The organism is Pandoraea sp. PE-S2T-3, from assembly GCF_002179965.1.
GTDB lineage: Bacteria > Pseudomonadota > Gammaproteobacteria > Burkholderiales > Burkholderiaceae > Pandoraea.
This window is the reverse complement of record NZ_NGUQ01000006.1, coordinates 60,311-76,339: the sequence shown is the minus strand read 5'-3', so window position 1 is coordinate 76,339 and position 16,029 is coordinate 60,311. Positions and strand designations below refer to the sequence as shown.

The window sequence follows — 16,029 nt, the reverse complement described above, 5'->3', positions numbered from 1 at the left end:
CGTCAGGCGAGCCGTGCAATGCGTTTTACGATGGAGAAAAACTGCGGTATTGGCGACATGGTATGCCGTTGCCGAGCACTGCACCAGATCGGCTGAAAAGCCTTGTCGCGTATGGGGTTGGCGTGAGTGCCGCAGAGGGTGGGGATGGCGCAGGCCGCAACACGGAGGTGCCCGAATCGTCCAGCGAGCAAATGCCGAAGCCACGGCGTGGCTTCGGCATATATCGAATCTCGAATACTAAAGATTGCTCCCGGCGTATGGCCGCAAGCCTGTGAGATCAGCGCGTGCCGGTGGTACCGGTCGGCTTGCGAAGCGAGTCGCTGGCGGTGACAGGCGCGGCACCTCCGTGCTGTGCTGCGCTCTCGAGCTTGCTGGAAATCTCTTCGCCCATGTGGTGGAGAAACTCCATTTCCTTCGCGCCGATGCCGCCCGCGCAAAGGGCGCCGCCCCAATCGCCGTAGAGCAGTGCCACGGTCTGGTTACGTTGACGCACCGGCAGCAGGAAGAACGACTTCACATGCGCGAAATGCTGACGATGCCAGATCGGGATACGCGGCACGATGCGCGGCTCGCGGGCATTGTCGATCAGGATGGCGCGGCCGTTGGTGAGCGCCAGATGGAACACGTCCGGCTCGAACGCCTCGGGGAACGTGAGGCCCAGCAGCGGCTGCACGTCGCGCCCGATGCCGAAACGCATCTCGAAGACCTTGCTGGTCGGCACGCGCACGAACGCGGCGCAATTGACGAAGCCAAGCGATTGCAGAATCGCTTCCAACGTCAGGTTGAGCAGCCCGACGGCGTCGGTCTCACCGGTCGCGGCACGCACTTCGGAAAGCCCGTCGGCCAGACGCCGTGCCGAGTCGAGCGGCTTGCCGGCCGGCGGCGGATTCTTGTTCGAGGCGCGGGTGCTGATCGCGATGAATTCCTGATGGCTCGTGTCGCGGGCCATCTCTTCGCCCACGGAGACCACTTCGCTGATGTCGAGCGCGAGCCGGTCGGCGTAACGCTCGGCCAGCTCGGCCAGACGCGCCGGATCGGCACCGCGCGTGAGTTCGGTCACCATCTCGTTCGACATGTTCGCCACCGCGCACAGCCAATCGGCGTGCGAGAGCGGCGCGTCGCCTTCGAGATCGATGGGGCGCATGCTGGTCGCAATCGACTCGGGCAGGCCCCACTTGCGTGCAGCCGCTTCGGCCAGCTCGGGGAACGTGATGCTGAGCACGCGCTCACAGGCATCGCTGTCGCTGATGCCTTCTTCAGCGGAAATACGTTGAATCTCGACCCATTCGTTGGGGAAGCAGTAAGTCACGAGCAGGCGTGCCACATGATGCAGCAGCGTGCAGACCACGGCTTCTTCACCGTCGCGAATGCCGTTCTTGGCGGTAATGTCGCGTGCGAAGGCCCCGGCGAGGGTGGCGCGAGCAAGCTCACGCGCCATATCGTCACGGCGCGAGGCGACTTCGCCGAAGCCTTCCAGCAGCTTCAGGCTCAGCGCCAGGTGACCGATGGTATCGACGCCCAGAATCATGATGGCGCGCGAGACGGTCGTCACGTTGCAGCCGAACGGGGCGTACATGGCCGAATTGGCCAGCCGGATCACTTTCTGGGTGAGGGCAAAGTCCGACAGCACCGACGACGCCAGGTCGGCAGTGCTGGTGTTTTCGCTTTGCATGGCAGACACGATGCCCGTGACCGAGCGTTGCAGCGACGGGAAGTCGCCGCGCTCAGCCATGCGCTGCCACAGCAATTCGAGCGTTTTTTCTTTCGTCAGGCTCATGTTGGCGGGGTGTCCGGTCAGTATCCGGCATCCACGTTGAGGCGTCCGCTCGCGAAGGCCACCTCGAGTTCTCCCGCAGGCAGGGCTTTCGACACCAGCCAGCCCTGGATGGAATGGCAGCCGCGATCGATCAGCATCTGCCGTTGTTCTTCGGTCTCCACCCCTTCGGCGACCGCCGACAGACCCAATTCGCGTGCCAGCCCCAGAACGGCCGTCACAATCGTACGGTCGTTCGGTGACGTCGGCATGTCTTTCACGAAGCTGCGGTCGATCTTGAGCGCCGAGAGCGGGAATCGCTTCAGATAGCCGAGGCTCGAATAGCCGGCGCCAAAGTCGTCCACGGCGAAGCGCACGCCCAGCGTCTGCAATTCGCGCAAGACGAGGTTGGCCTGCTCCGGGTCGCGCATCAGCACGCTTTCGGTAATTTCGAGTACCAGCCGATGACCTTCCACGCCCGAATCGGCAATCGCTTGCCAGACCAGACTCGGGAACGACGGATGGTGGAACTGCTGCGCCGAGACGTTGACCGACATGTACAGCCCGTCGAGCCGGGTGCTGCCCCAGCGAGCGAGCTGCATGCAGGCGGCGCGCAGTGCCCAGCCGCCGAGCAGGTTGATCAGACCGTTGGCTTCGGCCAGCGGAATGAACTCTGCGGGCGAGACCGGACCGAGCGCCGGATGCCAGCGCATCAGCGCTTCCACACCCTTCACGTTGAGCGTGATCGGGTCGCAGATCGGCTGATAGTGCAAACTGAATTCGCCGTTGTGAATGGCCTCGAACATGGCCGATTCCAACGAGAAAGCCTTACGGTGCAGGTCGCCCAGATCGTCCGTATAGACGAACAGACCGTTGCGGCCGCGATCTTTGGCGCAATACATGGCGGCGTCGGCGTGCTTGATCAGCAGGCCGGCGGAATCGCCGTGTTGCGGGAAGAACGAGACGCCGATGCTCGTGGTCAGGTGCAGCAGTTGATCGCCGACCTGAAACGGTTGCTGAACCGCGGAGAGCAGGCGCTTCATGATGCCGCCCAGCGCTTGTTCGTTGTCGCAACCGGGCAGCACGAGTACGAACTCGTCGCCGCCCATGCGCGCGGCCATGTCGGTTTCGCGAATCTGGGCGATCAAGCGTTGGCCGGCGTCGCGCAACAATTGGTCGCCCACGTCGTGGCCGAGCGAATCGTTGACCTTCTTGAAACCATCGAGATCGAGCAGGGCGACGGCAAAGTTCGGGCCGCCTTCACGGGCATGCTGAATTGCCTCGGTGATGCACTGCTGAATATATTGGCGATTGCCGAGCCCGGTCACCGCATCGCGCACGGCCAGATCGGACAGGCGCGCTTCGTTTTCCTTGAACGCGGTGACGTCTTCCCCTTGAATCAGGAAGGTGGCAGGCGCGCCGGCGATACGAGGGGTGTACTGAGCGATGCGAAGCCGCATCCAGATGCGATCGGTCAGACCGCGCAGCAGTCGTACGGTGCACTGCTGGGGACCGAGGGTCTGGGCGGCGGAAAAGGCATCCTGCAACAACGGGACATCTTCGATGCCGGTCAGCTCCATGAGCGTCGCGTGGTCGATGTACTCACGCGAGTACTCGAGCAGGCGAAGGGAGGCATCGGCAATGAAAAGGAAGCGGCCGTCGGCCGCGACATGTGCCGAGAGTCCGCCGGTCAGCTCGACCAGCGCCCGGGATAACGCCGGGGCCGGTGCCGGGGCGCTAACCTCGGCGAGTGCCGGTGCCAGGGTCGACGGTTCGACCAAGGGCACACCGGCTGGGAGTCGATCTGAACTCATTGTTGTTGTCTGTGCATGCTTCACGTCGAGCGCGACGCCGCTCATCTGCTTCCCCGTTCAGGCAAACGCGCTCATGGCCGGACTGGGTCCGGCAGGTGTCCGATGGATTGTGGGCCATTATAGCCAAAGACGCCAGCGATTTTGGTGGCTGCAACCCCCGTTTCATGCCGCTTTCCACAGGTTTTCCCTTGTGGGCTTTTTTCTGACAAGAGGACGGGATATTTTTCCTGCGCCACACCTGCCGTCTGGCCCATAACTGCCTCGCGAACGGCGTCTTTCCACGACGCCGGGCGGGACTGCCAAGCGTTATCGTGCGAGCGCCAGTCTACCCAAGCGCGAGGCGTTTGCGTGGATTCGAATGATGGATTTTTGTCATTGCGATGCAACATCGCAAATCGAATAGGTAGGAATCAATTCGTAGGAATACCCATCGGTGCGCATCCATTCTCATGAATGCCTATGGGCCTACTCACAACGTGGGAATGGAGGCAGGTGAGGCGAGAAGGGGGAGGGGGGATGAAGCGGGACTCCGGCGGCAGCGCGGCCGAAGTCCTGAGAGATTATTGATGCGTCGGACTTGCGTGGCTGTCGTGACCCTCGTGGGCCAGCGACCACGCGATGCAGGCGCGTGCCAACGCGGCAGAGGCATCGAGACCGAAACGCGCCAGCGGGGTTTCGCACATGGCCAACGCGACCGGAATCTCCGTGCACCCCAGAATGACACGCTGAGCGCCGGCCGCCAGCAAGGGCTCCATCGCCATCGCGAGCGCCTCGCCGCCTCGGCGGATATCGCCCGCCTTGGTCAGCCGGATCCCCTCGTTGACCAGCGCCTGCTGGGCAAGCGGTTCGGCCGCCGAGACAAAGTGGTAACCCAGCGCTTCAAGCCGCGGACGATAGACGTTGGCATGGTGCGTCCCCTCGGTCGCCATCAATGCGATGGGGGACCCCGGGGCGACGCAACGCGACAGTTCGCCTGCCACGGCATCCACTACGTCCAGCACCGGCAGATGGGTCCGGGTGCGCAACGCCTCCAGCCACGCATGCGCGGTGTTGCAGGCAATGGCGATGCAGCCCGCGCCCGATTGTTCCAGCGCGTGAACCCCATCGAGCATGCCATCCAGCGGCGACGCGCCATCGCGCAACAACGCCTCGGTACGGTCCGGAATCTGGGGCACGGAATACAGAATGAACGGGATGTGATCCTGATCCCGGTCCGCCGGGTGCTGATCGACGATCTTGCGGCACAAGTCGATTCCCGCGGCTGGCCCCATGCCGCCCAGAATGCCAAGCGTAGCGTGCGTGTTCATGATGGTGGCAATTCAACTGACTGATGAAAATGATGCTTCGATTGTCCGGAGGCGGCTGCTTTCTCCCTCCCCCGGACTGCCGACTGACTGCTTTATGGCTTGACTACGGGCTTGACTACGGCTTCAACCGATCAGTCGTACGCCTTCGTGACCGGATCCTTGAACATGGCGCGCATTTCTACCGTCATCGGGTAGTTCATGTTCTGGTTCTTCGGCGGCACCGGCTGCGTGAACCACTTGTTGTACAGCTTCTCCATTTCGCCCGACTTTTCCATGTCGGCGATGACCGTGTTCACCACCTTGGTGAAGGCCGGATCGTCCTTGCGCAGCATGCACGCATAGTTTTCGAACTGGAGGTTCGGGCCGACGATCTCGTAACCCTTGGCTTCGTCCGCCGGCAGGGCGGCGCGCTGACCGTACAGCAGCGGCTCGTCCATCACGAAGGCGACAGCACGGCCTTGCTTGACCGTCAGGAAGCCGTCCGAGTGCTCCTTGGTCTGGATCAGGTTGAAACCGATCTCGCCCTTCTTGCCCGACAGAATGCGGTCAGCCGTGGTGCCGGCCGTCGTCGAAATCGTCTTGCCCTTCAGGCTGTTCAGGTCGGTGATGCCCGAGCCCGTCTTCGCAATCATCTTGATCGAGTACAAGAAGATGTTGTGCGAGAAGCCGACTTGCTTCGCACGCTCGAACGTGTGCGTGGTCGAGCCGCACTCCAGATCGATCGTGCCGTTTTGCATCAGCGCGATACGGTTCTGCGAGGTGATCGGCGTTTCGGTGATCTTGATGTTCGGCAGGTTCAGGTCTTTCTTGACCGCGTCGACAATCTTCAACGCGATTTCCTGCGAGTAACCGATCGTCTTGCCCGCGTTGTCCGTGTACGAGAACGGAATCGACGATTCGCGCACCCCGAGTGCGATCACGCCGGTGTCCTTGATCTTCTTGAGCGTTCCGGTCACTTCCTGCGCGCTGGCAGTGTGCGCGAACAGGCTGGCGGCAGCGCTGACGAGCAGCAGAGGGGCAAACAGCTTCTTCATGGTCTCAGTCCTATAGGAACAAATGGTGCGGTGGTCCGCACCGTTGGAATATCAAACCAAAATTACTGATACAACCAGACACGCCTTCCCAACGGTCCCCGTGGGAGTGAACAAATGCTTGCCGGCATACGACCGGCCTGGCAGGCCTGTCATGTTCCGGCACCGCGCATTACGCGGCCAGACGGGCAAACCCTGCCAGATCGACGGCCGGACGCTCGCCATCGATCGCATTGGCGATGACGCGCGCCGCGCCCATCGACAACGTGAAACCCAAACCGCCGTGGCCCACGTTCAGCCACAGGTTTCTCAGCCGCCCCGCACGCCCCAGAATCGGCCGCCCATGCGGCGTGGCAGGACGCATCCCCGTCCACGCCAGCGGCGCATGTGCACCGCGCAATGCCGGGAACAAGTCGCCCGACAGCGAGCGCAAGGCGTCGATGCGATGTTCGGCAATCCGAAAGTCGTAACCGACCAGATCGGCGATGCCCGCCACGCGCAGATGCTCGCCCAGACTCGCATACACGACCTTGTTGTCGGCATCCGTCACAGACACCTGCGGGCGTGCATCGACGGGGGCGTCGCGATACGTCAGGCTGTACCCCTTGAGCGGATACAGCGAAACCGATTCGCCTACGGTGCGCAACAGCGGCATGGCGGCCAGACCGTTGGCGACCACCACGGCGTCGACGGCGATGTCTCCCGAGCGGGTGCGCACGGCGCGCACGGTGTCGCCCCGCACGTCAAAGCCGGTGACGTCATGCTCGAAGCGCAACGTGCCGCGTGCATGGGCGCCGATGAGTCGCGCCAGTTCCTTGCACAGCAACTGACAATCGCCGGTGCCTTCGCCGGGGGTGTGAATCCCGCCGGCCAGTTCGCCGGCAATCTTGCCCAAGGCGGGTTCCAGCGTGGCGCAGGTGGCGGCGTCGACGCGGCGTTGTGCGTAACCGAGGCCGTTCGCCAGTTCGAGTGAACGCTCCGCGGCGGCGAGCTTTGCGGCGTCGCGGTACACCACGAGTTTGCCGCTCAGCCGATAGTCGAACGACACCGATTCCTGTGCGAGAAATTCCAGCATCACTTCGCGGCTATGCAGCCCGAGTGAGAGCAGACGCAACGTCGAACTGGCATTGGCCTGCGTGTTGCAATGCTTGACGAACTCGAGCGACCAGCGCCAGAAGTCCGGATCGAACGAAGGTTTGATTCGCAACGGCCCGGTGCGCGAGAACAGCAGCGACGGCAGTTGCGAGAGCACACCCGGTGCCGCCAGCGGCGACACGTAGCCGTAGCTCAGCTGGCCGCCGTTGGCGAAGCTCGTGCCCAGACCCGGACCGCGCCCGCTGTCGATGACCGTGACCTCGTGGCCGGCGCGCAGCAACTGATACGCGCTGGCGAGGCCGACGATGCCCGCCCCGATGACTCCAATATGCATGACGATGAATAACAACTAAAAACACAGTGAATTGCAAGGCGGAAAATATTCGCGGCAGCAGGACGGGGACCCCGCCGCAGGCGCTTTCTCCACGGCCTTTGTTACGCAGTGTAGAACGATAAAAATCGCCAACCTATGCGGTTTTGAGGCAGCATATGTCTTTTAGCTATAGGGTCGGCGCGACGCGCGGCTCACCACAGAGGCGGCAGCAGGCATGAAATTGCGGCATATCGAGACGTTTCGCGCAGTGGTTCTGACAGGCTCGGCCAGCGGCGCGGCGCAACTCCTCAACGTCTCGCAACCGGTGGTCTCGCGCGTGCTGCAACACGCCGAACAGCAACTCGGTTTCAAGCTGTTCGATCGCGTGAAGGGCCGCCTCGTGCCCACGGCGGAAGCGCGCAGGCTCTATCCCGACGTGGAGCGCATCTTCAGCGATCTGGAGCGCTTGCGCACCACGTCGCGCAACCTGCGCCAGCACGGCGTCGGACATCTGCGCATCGCCGCTACCCCCAGCCTCGCGCAAAGTCTGCTGCCCGCTGCCATCGAGCGCATGCGGCGGGCGCATCCCGACGTTGTCTTCGAACTCATCACGCACCACACGACGGAGATGATCACGGCGATCCTGACGTCGTCGGTCGACGTGGGTATCGTCTCGGCACCGCCGATGGCCGCTGGTATCGTGAGCCGTCCGATTGCGCAGGGACACATCGTGCTGGCCGTGCCGGCCGCGTGGCCGAAGCTGGCCCGTCGCGGGCAAGCCAGTGCCGAAGCGCTGATCGGCCGCGATCTGATCAAGCTGCACGATGACACGCCGCTGGGCGCACTGATCAACGAGCGTCTGGAACAGACGGCGCTTTTGCAGGATGCCGAAGTGATGGTCCAGACATACTCGCTCGCGGCGGCGCTGGTGGAGCACGGGCTGGGCTATGCGTTGCTCGACCAGTTCACGGCGGCGAGTGCGCATGTGCAGACGCAATGCCTGTACCGCGTGGCACCGGCCATCGAATTTCCCGTGGAAATGCTGCGCCCGGCGCACGAGCCGGAATCGGTGCTTGCCGATACGTTGCGCCGTCATCTGGCGGATGTCGCGGAAGGGCTCAGTGCGCGCGCCGAAGCGCTGTGTGAGGGGCGCGAAATCGTCCTCGCGCCCGGTGAGGAAGCGGACGAGGGCTGAGGCAGCCCCGCCGAATCACCACGGCGTCACCACGGCGTCACTGCGGCGTTAGCGCAGCGTCACCGGCACCCCGGCTCGCTCTTCACTTCGAAATAAGAGAACGGCTGCCCTTGCAGCTTGCCTGCCAGCGACGGATAGTTCGCTGCGACAAAGCGGCGTGCACCGGCCATATCGAACTCGGTGCGTAACCATATCTGCCCATCATGGCTGTCGAGCACGAGGGTGCCTGCGTAAATGACATCGCCCCGGCGCACTTGTACCGTCGGCACCTTGCGGCCCTTGCAATAGCGGAAGCGGTAGCTGTTGTCGGCGGGGACGAATTCCATCGGACCGAAGCGCTCGTTGCGCATTAGCGGCGAGACCCGCATGGCGACAAACCCGCGCGTCGGCGGGTTGGTGTTGAGGGTGCGCGTGACTTTGCCGCCGACGATGCCATTGACGGTCTGCGAGAAGTCCGAGTAGTTCCACGGCCCCCAGGTGCTTTGCAACGGCGTGTCGAGCCCGACGATCACGATGGCGTATTCGTCGAGGGTGTCTTCGGTCAGTTGGGGATTGGGCGGGACGCCCTTGGAACTGCACGCGGCGAGTAGCGCCGCAGTGACAAGCGCCGCGCACTGCGCAGCAAAGGGGGACAACAGGGCGCGTAACGTTTGCGACGACCTCATTGCAGCCTCCTTGCCGCGCGCGGCGTGGGTAGGTAGCTTAGTCCTGCTGCATGTACCGCACTTTGACCTTACGGTTCTTGACGCGACCGTCGTTGAGCTTGCGCAGCGCCACGGGGGCGATATCGCGTTCCACAGCAATATACGTGAAGTTTTCGAGCACGTTGATCTTGCCGATCTGGCTGGCCGCAAAACCAGCCTCGCCGGTCAGCGCGCCGAGCACGTCGCCCGGACGGATCTTGTCTTTCTTGCCGCCATACATCTGAAGGGTGACCATCGGCGGCAGCAAATGCCCGGCGCCCGACGGTGTCAGCTCGTCGAGCTTGTGCCACGGCACTTCGCGGCCTTGCGACGCTTCGATCGCACCCACCCGGCCCATCTCGTTCATGCTCACCAGGCTGAACGCCCAGCCGTCTTCGTCCGCGCGGCCGGTACGGCCAACACGGTGCACGTACACCTCGGGGTCGGGCGTCACGTCCACGTTGATCACGGCTTCGAGCTGGGTGATGTCGAGCCCGCGTGCGGCCACGTCGGTCGCGACAAGCACCGAGCAACTGCGGTTCGCAAACTGAATCAGTACCTGATCGCGCTCGCGTTGTTCCAGATCGCCATGCAGCGTCAGTGCGTGGAAGCCTTCGGCAAGCAGCACGTCGGTCAGGTCGCGGCACTGGGCGCGTGTGTTGCAGAACGCAATCGTGCTGACCGGACGGAAGTGATCAAGCAACAACCCCACGGCGTGAAGACGCTCTTCTTCGCGCACTTCGTAAAAGCGCTGGCGAATCTTGCTGGCGTCGTGCTTTTCTTCAAGACGAATCTCGCGCGGCGAGCGCAGCAGGCGCTGGGCAAGCTTGCCGATGCCTTCCGGATAGGTCGCCGAGAAGAGCAGCGTCTGGCGCGAGGCCGGTGTCTGGCGGGCGACGGTGGCGATGTCGTCGAAGAACCCCATGTCGAGCATGCGGTCGGCTTCGTCGAGCACCAGCGTCTTCACGTTGGCCAGCGAGAGCGTTTCGCGCTCAAGGTGATCCATGATGCGGCCCGGCGTGCCCACCACGATGTGGGCGCCGTGCGCGAGACTCTCGGCCTGCGGGCGCAGCGGGGCGCCCCCGCATAGCGTAAGCACCTTGACGTTGTCTTCGGCGCGGGCGATGCGGCGCACTTCCTGCGCCACCTGCTCGGCGAGCTCGCGCGTCGGGCACAGCACGGCGGCCTGCACGTTGAAGTCGCGCACATCCACGCGCTGGAGCAGTCCGAGCGCGAAGGCGGCGGTCTTGCCGCTGCCGGTCTTGGCTTGTGCAATGAGATCGTGCCCGGCGAGCATGTCGGGCAGGGCGGCGCCCTGAATGGGCGTCATCGAGACGTAACCGAGCCGTGCGAGGTTCTCCTGCATGGCAGGCGAGAGCGGCAGGCTCGAGAAGGGGGCGCCGTCGGCGCGTGAATCGGGGGCTTTTGAAGTCATGCGCAATTATACCGGCTTATCTCCGTCAAACCGGCGGGGTGCCGGCGCCGCCATACTGGGCGTCGTGCCGCCGCCGCGGGCCGCCGCCGCGGGCTGTCGCCGCTCTCCCCCGATGCACCATTGCTGCCCGGGGCCACCCGGCGTAGCATGGCCTTGCCTGTCGATGACTAGTCCCATTCCTGCCGAGGTTTTTCATGCCTGCGCATCCGGAAGAGAAGGTCCGCCAGCACATGGCGGAAGTCGTGACCATGGCGCGCGAGCGCGCGCCCGACGTCGCTGCCCAGTTTGAACCGTTCGTATTGCATTACTACGGTCTGGCCGATGCCGAGGAAGTCGTCTCGCGCAGTGTCGCCGATCTTTATGGCGCGGCGATGGCGCATTGGCAACTGGGGCAGAAATTCGTGTCCGGCCAGCCGCGCATCCGTATCTACAATCCCACGCTCGACCAGCACGGCTGGCATTGCAGCCACACGGTGGTCGAGATCGTGAACGACGACATGCCGTTTCTCGTCGATTCGGTGACGATGGAAATCAACCGGCAGGGGCTGGCGCTCCATTCGGCGTTCCACCCCGTCTACCGCGTCACCCGCGATAACACCGGCAAACGCGTTGCCGTCGCCCCCGGCGGCGGTATCCGGCGCAGCACCATGCCCGCCATCGGCGACGGTGCCAGCGCAGCCGGTCCGGGCGGCAAGACGGCGCGGGGAGGCACGGGCAACGGCGGTGCTGCGGGCGCGGCACAGGTCGGCGCGCTGCTCGGCGCCACCGCTGCGACCAGCGCGGCCACGTCCGCGGGCGATGGCGGCGGCGCCAGTCAGGACGGCGGTCGCTTTGAATCGTATATCCACATCGAAGTCGACCGCTTCTCCGAGCCCGAGCGCATACAGGCGCTTGCCGACGGCCTGCAACGCGTGCTCGGCGACGTGCGCGCAGCGGTAGAAGACTGGCGGGCGATGCAGGCGGCGGCCCACGCCGCCATCGAGGCGCTTACGCAACGCGCGGCGCAGAAGGGCGTAAGCGAGCAAGAGCGGGCGGAAGTGGACGAGGCGCAGGCGTTCCTCGACTGGATGCTCGGACGCCACTTCACCTTCCTGGGCTATCGCGACTACGAACTCGTGGAGCGCGACGGCGCGCACTATCTGCAAGGTGTGGCGGGGACCGGACTGGGCGTGTTGCGCGAATCGCGCCGCGACGCCGCGTCGCCCGACGTCACTCGTCTGTCGCCGGGTGCGATCGGCATCGTGGAGGCCAGCACGCCGATATTCCTCACCAAGGCGAACTCGCGCGCCACCGTGCACCGGCCGGGCTATCTGGACTATGTGGGCGTGAAGCGCTTCGACGCGCAGGGCCGCGTCTGTGGCGAGCGCCGCTTTCTGGGCTTGTACACGTCAACCGTCTACATGGTGCCGGTGGAAGATATCCCGCTGGTGCGCCGCAAAGTCGCCGAGGTGATCGGGCGCACGGGCTTCCTGCCCAACGGCCATCTGGCCAAGACGCTCGTCACCATTCTCGAACAGTACCCGCGCGACGAACTCTTCCAGATCGATGTCGACGCGCTCGCGGAAATTGCGCTCGGTATTCTGCGTTTGCAGGAGCGCCAGCGTACGCGGCTCTTTGTGCGGCGCGACCGGTTCGACCGTTTCGTGTCGTGCATGGTGTTCGTGCCGCGCGAGAAATTCAATACGGACCTGCGCGTGCGCGTGCAGAACCTGCTGCTGGCGGCCTATCACGGCACCGGCGTGGAATTTACGCCGCAACTCTCCGAGTCGATGCTCGCGCGCATTCACATTACCGTGCGCACCGAGCCCGGCCATGTGCCCGACGTCGATGTGAACGAACTCGAAGCGCGCATCGTCGAGACGTCGCGCCGCTGGCAGGACGACCTGTCGGAAGCCCTGCGCGAGCAGTTGGGCGAAGAACGGGGCATGCGGGCGCTGCGTCGCTATGCGCAGGCGTTCCCCGCCGGATATCGCGAAGACTATGCCGCGCGCGTGGCCGTGCGCGACGTCGAGTTGATCGAGCCGCTGCTGGGCGCGCGCCAGTCGGCCACCGGTTGCTCGCAGTTGTCGATGCAGCTTTATCGTCCGCTCGAAGCCTCGCCCGGCGCGTTGCGTTTCAAGATCTATCAGGCGGGCGAACCCATCGCCCTCTCGCGCAGCCTGCCGATGCTTGAGCATCTGGGCGTGCGCGTAAACGACGAGCGGCCGTATCGCATCGAGACGGCCGACTCGGGCGCGATCTGGATGCATGACTTCGGTATGACGAGCCTCGACGGTGCCGACGTCGATCTTGAACAGGCGCGGGCGCGTTTCGAAGACGCCTTCGCGCGTATCTGGGCGGGCGACGTCGAGAACGACGATCTGAACCGGCTGGTCTTGCAGGCCGGACTCACTTGGCGCGAAGTGCGCATCCTGCGCGCGTACGCGAAGTACATCCGGCAAGTCGGCTCGACGTTCAGCAACGCCTATATAGAGAGCGCACTGACGGGCAATCCGTCGATTGCAGGCCTGCTCGTGCGGCTGTTCCTTGCGCGCTTCGACCCGGCACTCCCGGCGGAGACCCGCACCCATCAGTCTGAGCGATTGCGCGCACAGATTCACGCGGCGCTCGAAGACGTGCCCAATCTCGACGAGGATCGCATCCTGCGCCAGTTTCTCGGGGTGCTGGAGGCGACGCTGCGCACCAACTACTTCCAGCGCGGGAAGGACGGCACGACGCAGAAGCCTTATCTGTCGTTCAAATTCGATCCGTCGAAGGTGCCGGGCCTGCCTGAGCCGAAGCCAATGTTCGAGATCTGGGTGTATTCGCCACGCGTCGAAGGCGTGCACCTGCGCGGCGGGCGTGTCGCGCGCGGCGGTCTGCGCTGGTCCGACCGCCGGGAAGACTTCCGCACCGAAGTGCTGGGCCTCGTCAAAGCCCAGATGGTGAAAAACACCGTGATCGTGCCGGTGGGCTCGAAGGGCGGGTTTGTCGTCAAGCAGCCGCCGGCGCCGGGCGATCGCGACGCATTTCTTGCCGAAGGTGTGGCGTGCTATCAGACCTTCCTGCGCGGGTTGCTCGATCTGACCGACAACTATGTCGATGGCCAACTCGTGGCGCCGGCCGACACTGTGCGATACGACGCCGACGACCCGTATCTCGTGGTGGCGGCCGACAAGGGCACGGCCACGTTCTCCGACTATGCGAATGCCATTTCGGCGGAGTACGGCTTCTGGCTGGGCGATGCGTTTGCGTCGGGCGGTTCGGTCGGCTACGACCACAAGAAGATGGCGATCACCGCGCGCGGTGCGTGGGAGTCGGTCAAGCGGCACTTCAGCGAGATGGGCGTCGACACGCAAACGCAGGACTTCAGCGTGGTCGGCATCGGCGATATGTCAGGCGACGTGTTCGGCAACGGCATGCTGCTCTCGAAGCACATCCGGCTGGTGGCGGCGTTCGATCACCGGCATATCTTTCTCGATCCGGCGCCCGATGCGGCTGCCTCGTTCGCCGAGCGCGAGCGGCTGTTCCAGCTGCCGCGCTCCAGTTGGGGCGACTACGACGTCAAACTGATTTCCGCCGGTGGCGGCATCTTTCCCCGCAGTGCCAAGACGATTGCGCTCTCGCCCGAGGTACGCGAGCTGATCGAGACCGACGCCACCGAAATGGCCCCGACCGACCTGTTGCGCGCCTTGCTCAAGGCGCCAGTCGACCTGCTCTACAACGGGGGTATCGGCACCTACGTGAAGGCGAGCACGGAATCGCACGCGCAAGTGGGCGACCGGGCGAACGACGGGTTACGCGTGAACGGGCTCGACCTGCGATGCAAGGTCGTGGCGGAAGGCGGCAATCTCGGTCTGACGCAATTGGGCCGCATCGAATACGCGCAGCACGGCGGACGGATCAACACCGACGCGATCGACAACTCGGCGGGCGTCGATTGTTCCGATCACGAGGTGAACATCAAGATTCTGCTGGGTATTGTGGTTGCCGATGGCGAAATGACACTCAAGCAGCGCAACACGTTGCTCGCCGAAATGACGGAAGAAGTCGGCACGCTTGTGCTGCGCGACAACTATCTGCAAACGCAGGCGCTGTCGCTCGGGCGTTTGCGTGCGGCAGCGGCGCTCGACGGCGACGCCCGGTTCATGCGGTATCTCGAACGGGGCCAGCGGCTTGCGCGGGCAATCGAATTCCTGCCCGACGACGAGGCGCTCGACGCACGGCGCGCGGCGGGCACGGGGCTCACGTCGCCGGAACGTGCCGTGCTCATGGCGTACAGCAAGATGTGGCTCTACGACATGCTGCTCGCCAGCACGTTGCCCGATGCGGACTTCGTGGCGGAAGAATTGCCGACCTACTTTCCGACGCCCTTGGCCAGTCGATGCGGTGCGGCCATGACGCGGCACCCGCTCAAGCGCGAAATTCTGGCGACGATGCACGCCAACGCCCTCGTCAACCGGGCAGGCGTGACGTTCGTGCACCACTTGAGCGAGGAGACGGGCGTCGACCCGGTGGATGTCGTGCGCGCGAGCCTTGCCGCGCGCGGTGTGTACGGGCTCGACGCCTTGTGGGAAGAGGTTGACGCGCTCGATGCCCGCGTATCGCACGAAACGCAGGCGGCGCTGTTCACCGCGCTGGCGCAGTGGCACGAGCAGGCGACGCTGTGGTTCCTGCGTCGTCGTCTGACGGACGTGCCGCAAACGGTGGAGCGCATGCGCGGCGTGCTCGATCCGTTGCTGCCGACGCTGGACTCGCTCGTGAGCGGCGAGGCGGCTGACGAAGCGCGGGTGAAGCGTCAGACCTTTGTCGACGCGGGCGTGCCGCCGGCACTGGCGCAGACGGCGGCGGGTATCGGCGCGCGCGTGGCCTTGCTCGATATTGCCGAAGTGGCGAGCACGAGCCGGTGCGAACCGGCGCTGGCGGCGCAGGTGTATTTCGCGCTTGATCAGCCACTGGGCTACGGCTGGCTGCACGCGGGCGTGCTCGGACTGCCGGTGCAGTCGCATTGGCAGCGTCTGGCGCGGGCCACCTTGCTGGAGGAGTTGTCGATCTTGCGGCGGCGTCTGACGGCGAGCGTGCTCGACGGCGCACCGACCGAGACAACGGATGCGGCATCAAACAAGCCCGCCACGGCGCCGGCCAGCACCCAGGCCGACACCCGGGTGGCCGACTGGCAGCAGGCGCATGCCGACTCGCTGGCCCGTTATCACCGTGTGCTGGCCGATCAGGTGGCGGCGGGCAACGCAGATCTGGCGATGCTCTCGGTCAGCCTGAAATCGCTCGCCGAAGTCGGGAGATGATGTTGTCGTACCACTTTGCTGTGGTATTCGCTTGATGTCGTTTTGCTTCATACGGGGCGGGGAGTTTCTCCCGCCCCGGCACACGCCTCCTTCCAAATTGAGTGTGATTGAGTCATCACAC

At 64.4% G+C, this 16,029-nt stretch carries 9 protein-coding genes; 2 read left to right on the top strand and 7 right to left on the bottom strand.

All coding sequences use genetic code 11. From position 1 onward, the window contains the following. Positions 1-277 precede the first annotated feature (277 nt). From CDV46_RS01895 to CDV46_RS01875, 5 genes are all read right to left on the bottom strand, one after another. Positions 278-1,777, bottom strand: a complete 1,500-nt coding sequence (locus tag CDV46_RS01895; protein WP_087686710.1) for an HDOD domain-containing protein — start codon at positions 1,775-1,777, stop codon at positions 278-280. A gap of 17 nt (positions 1,778-1,794) precedes the next feature. Beyond that, positions 1,795-3,567, bottom strand: coding sequence for a putative bifunctional diguanylate cyclase/phosphodiesterase (locus tag CDV46_RS01890; protein WP_170935842.1), 1,773 nt, complete (start codon positions 3,565-3,567; stop codon positions 1,795-1,797). 560 nt (positions 3,568-4,127) lie between these two features. Beyond that, positions 4,128-4,874, bottom strand: a complete 747-nt coding sequence (locus tag CDV46_RS01885; RefSeq protein WP_087686712.1) for an aspartate/glutamate racemase family protein — start codon at positions 4,872-4,874, stop codon at positions 4,128-4,130. 131 nt (positions 4,875-5,005) lie between these two features. Continuing rightward, a complete protein-coding gene (locus tag CDV46_RS01880) occupies positions 5,006-5,908 on the bottom strand; it encodes a transporter substrate-binding domain-containing protein (RefSeq protein WP_058377852.1) in 903 nt (300 codons plus the stop codon). Between the two features lie 169 nt (positions 5,909-6,077). Further along, on the bottom strand, positions 6,078-7,334 hold the full coding sequence (locus CDV46_RS01875) for a D-amino acid dehydrogenase (RefSeq protein WP_140413271.1): 1,257 nt from the start codon (positions 7,332-7,334) through the stop codon (positions 6,078-6,080). A gap of 214 nt (positions 7,335-7,548) precedes the next feature. Between CDV46_RS01875 and CDV46_RS01870 the strand changes: the two genes are divergently transcribed. After that, entirely contained in the window at positions 7,549-8,508 is a 960-nt protein-coding gene (locus CDV46_RS01870) for a LysR family transcriptional regulator (protein ID WP_087721655.1), read from the top strand. Positions 8,509-8,567: 59 nt separating this feature from the next. Here CDV46_RS01870 and CDV46_RS01865 read toward each other — a convergent pair whose 3' ends face one another. Next, complete coding sequence (locus CDV46_RS01865; protein ID WP_087721654.1) at positions 8,568-9,173, bottom strand: hypothetical protein; 606 nt, start codon at positions 9,171-9,173, stop codon at positions 8,568-8,570. Between the two features lie 37 nt (positions 9,174-9,210). Next, positions 9,211-10,626, bottom strand: coding sequence for an ATP-dependent RNA helicase DbpA (dbpA, locus tag CDV46_RS01860; protein ID WP_058377856.1), 1,416 nt, complete (start codon positions 10,624-10,626; stop codon positions 9,211-9,213). A gap of 194 nt (positions 10,627-10,820) precedes the next feature. On the opposite strand from dbpA, the gene CDV46_RS01855 reads away from it, so the two are divergent. Further along, complete coding sequence (locus CDV46_RS01855) at positions 10,821-15,908, top strand: NAD-glutamate dehydrogenase (protein WP_254915901.1); 5,088 nt, start codon at positions 10,821-10,823, stop codon at positions 15,906-15,908. Positions 15,909-16,029: the final 121 nt, after the last annotated feature.

What these genes read in the sequence shown, in the direction of transcription:
- CDV46_RS01895 (WP_087686710.1), bottom strand. Translation starts at nt 1,777, where the DNA reads ATGAGCCTGACGAAAGAAAAAACGCTCGAATTGCTGTGGCAGCGCATG.
- CDV46_RS01890 (WP_170935842.1), bottom strand. Translation starts at nt 3,567, where the DNA reads ATGAGTTCAGATCGACTCCCAGCCGGTGTGCCCTTGGTCGAACCGTCG.
- CDV46_RS01885 (WP_087686712.1), bottom strand. Translation starts at nt 4,874, where the DNA reads ATGAACACGCACGCTACGCTTGGCATTCTGGGCGGCATGGGGCCAGCC.
- CDV46_RS01880 (WP_058377852.1), bottom strand. Translation starts at nt 5,908, where the DNA reads ATGAAGAAGCTGTTTGCCCCTCTGCTGCTCGTCAGCGCTGCCGCCAGC.
- CDV46_RS01875 (WP_140413271.1), bottom strand. Translation starts at nt 7,334, where the DNA reads ATGCATATTGGAGTCATCGGGGCGGGCATCGTCGGCCTCGCCAGCGCG.
- CDV46_RS01870 (WP_087721655.1), top strand. Translation starts at nt 7,549, where the DNA reads ATGAAATTGCGGCATATCGAGACGTTTCGCGCAGTGGTTCTGACAGGC.
- CDV46_RS01865 (WP_087721654.1), bottom strand. Translation starts at nt 9,173, where the DNA reads ATGAGGTCGTCGCAAACGTTACGCGCCCTGTTGTCCCCCTTTGCTGCG.
- dbpA (WP_058377856.1), bottom strand. Translation starts at nt 10,626, where the DNA reads ATGACTTCAAAAGCCCCCGATTCACGCGCCGACGGCGCCCCCTTCTCG.
- CDV46_RS01855 (WP_254915901.1), top strand. Translation starts at nt 10,821, where the DNA reads ATGCCTGCGCATCCGGAAGAGAAGGTCCGCCAGCACATGGCGGAAGTC.